Source organism: Kitasatospora sp. NPDC001683, assembly GCF_053596495.1.
This window is the reverse complement of record NZ_JBSFGK010000218.1, coordinates 1-2,721: the sequence shown is the minus strand read 5'-3', so window position 1 is coordinate 2,721 and position 2,721 is coordinate 1. Positions and strand designations below refer to the sequence as shown.

The 2,721-nt window shown below is 70.0% G+C and carries 1 protein-coding gene; it reads right to left on the bottom strand.

Annotation, left to right across the window (positions count from 1 at the left end):
• Positions 1-2,721, bottom strand: a 2,721-nt coding sequence (locus ACWCYO_RS40540; RefSeq protein ID WP_449787035.1) for a glycoside hydrolase family 48 protein, incomplete at both ends; no start/stop codon positions are given.

Sequence of the window (2,721 nt, the reverse complement as noted above, 5' to 3'; positions counted from 1 at the left end):
GGTGACGTACCGTTCGTTCACCGGGGAGAGCTGGAGCAACGGCCCGCAGGGGACGGACCACATCATGACCCACAAAGCTGCCCGGGTTCACCGTCGGGAACAGCTGGGCGAAGGCGTCGAAAGCGGTGGCGATGTCCGCCTCGGCCCAGAACCGGTGGTAGTTGAAGGTGGGTGCGGCGCCCCCGTTGAGGTAGGCCTGCACCTTGGACCACTGGGGGTCCTTGGTGTACCAGGGGCGGATGGACAGGAAGGTGTTGCTGGACGAGCTGATCCTGGTGCCGTCCGGGTACGTGCCGCTCCAGCCGGGCGGGACGTACAGCCCCTCGTGGGTGGTCGGCGAGTATGCCTGGGTGAAGCGGCTGAAGTCGGCGCGGGTCTCGGTGGCCGAGTAGCCCAGGCTGTCGGTGTACTTGGCGTGCAGGGTGTCCAGGATGGACTGGGCGAACTTCTGGGCGCTGCTGCTACCGGACTTGGCCGCGTAGTAGGCGAGGGTCTTGGCGAGCGAGCCGGCCACACCGACGTCCGTGGCGGTGCCGCTCGCGGTGACGTGCAGACCGGCGTTGCCGCCGGGGCTGGTGGCGCTCCAGGTGTCGGGAGCGCCCGTCCAGGAGAGCTTGTCGGGCGTGGTCAGGGTGCCGGTGGACGGGTCGGCCTTGGACACGGACATCGCCCACGGCACCCACTTGTCGAGGATGGCCTTCGCCCGGGTGTCGCCGGTGGCGTAGTAGTACTCGGCGAACCGCTCCATCGACCAGGTCTGGAACCCGAACCACTGGTTGGAGGCCGGGTCGTGGTACTCCGGCTGCCAGTCGTAGTACAGGCCGTAGAAGGTCGGGTCGCCGGCCGGCGGGGCCGCGTCGTCGCCGTAGTTCCCGCCCCAGCTGTTGGTGGCGCCGCCCGCGATGCCGCCCTCGGTGGACTGCAGCCACTGGAAGAACTGGAGCTGCTTGTCCAGGCTGCCCGCCCAGTCGGTGGCTCCGCTCGGCGAGAGCGGTTTCAGGCCGGGGTCGTTGGCGAGCACCCAGGCGGCCATCGGGTTCTGGTAGCCCTGGTGGGCTGCGGAGCCGGAGATCCGCCAGGACCAGCCGCCGTCGGCCGCTCCGCCCCAGGCGAAGTACCAGGTGAGCAGGCCGAGTTGCTCGCTCGCCTTGGAGCTGCCGCCCGGGCAGGCGGTGGAGCCGAGGCAGTTGCCCGCCTGCTTGAAGTACTTGTCGTAGAGCGAGTAGCGCAGGTAGTCGCCGAGCTTGGCGGCCTTGGCGAGGGTCGCGCTGATGGCCGCGCTCTTGCCCTGCGACTTGGCGAACTGCTCCGCCCAGTAGGCGGCCTGGACCAGCCGGGCGTCGGCGTCCGGCGCGTCGGTGTACTTGTACTGCTTGCTGTAGTTGCCGCCGCCGTCGTTGTACAGGCTGAGGAAGCCGGAGCCGCTGTTGCCGTACTTGAACAGGTCGCAGTCGGGCTGCGGCACGGTCTCCCAGACCGACTCCTCCGGGCCGCGCTGGAAGGTGTTGATCAGGCTGGGCTTGCTGGTGCCGTCCTCGCACTGGCCGAAGCCGTACTTGTTGTCGGTGTCCAGCAGCCAGGCCGGGGCGTACACGTCCGGGGTGCCGTAGGTGCTGTTCAGCTCGCCGGAGAGCGGGTCGGTGCCGACCGGCACGCCGCTGTTCAACTTGACCGGGTACTGGTCGGGTTGGGCCTTCTCCGGGCCGTACTGGGCGGGCTTGGCCGGGTTGTAGGTGCTCTGGCCGGGCTGCTGGGCGTGGCTGGGGATCAGGTTCGTCTCCAGGCTGGTCCAGGCGTTGTTGAAGGCCGTCCAGTCACCGGTCACCCGCCCGTAGTCGGCCTCCAGCCACAGCCAGTAGCTGTAGGTCTCGGAGGTGGTCTCGTGGCCGTAGTCGGGAGCCTCCACGACCAGGGTCTCCACCGCGTGGTACGGGATGCCCTGGGGGCTGAAGTACCCGTTCGCGGGGTTCTTGATCTTGCTGTAGAGGTCCAGGAAGTACTGGTCGTAGCCCGAGGTCTTCGCCGCCTCGGTCACCGTGACGGCGCCGGAGCCGAAGCCGGTGGCGGAGGCGGTGAAGGTCGCGGTGCCACCGACCTGGCCCGCGTCGGTGCCCGCCGCGACCGTGACGGTCTGCGGGACGTTCCAGTTGGCGGCGGTGAAGGTGAGACTGGCGCCGGACGTGACGCCGAGGTCCGGGTCGCTGCCGGTACGGGCCACCGTCACCGTGGTGTCGGCGGTGGGCGCCTGGGAGAGCGCGACGGTGAAGGTGCCGCTGTTCCCCTGCTGGACGGCGAGCGTGGCCGGGCTGACCAGCACGCTCGGGCCGGCCACCTTGATCGCGACCGGACTGGAGGTCGTGGTGGCGCCGGCGTCGTCGGTGGCGACGGCGGTGACCGAGTAGTCGCCCGCCGCCACGTTCGCCCAGTCGACGGTGTAGGGCGCGGTGGTGGCGGTGCCGATCAGGGTGTTGCTGCCCGCCGACGTCGAGGCGTAGAAGGCGACCTTCGCGACGGTGCCGTCCGCGTCGGCCGCGTCGGCGGACAGCTTCACGGTGGAGCCCGGGGTGAAGGTCTGCCCGGCGGCCGGGGAGGTGAGCGAGACGGTCGGGGGCTGGTCGGCGCCGCGGCAGGGGGTGCCGTTGACGGTGAAGGCGGTGGGGGCGGTGTTGGTGCCGGTGTAGGAGAAGTTGGCGCTGGTGGTGTAGGTGGCGCCGGGGTTGA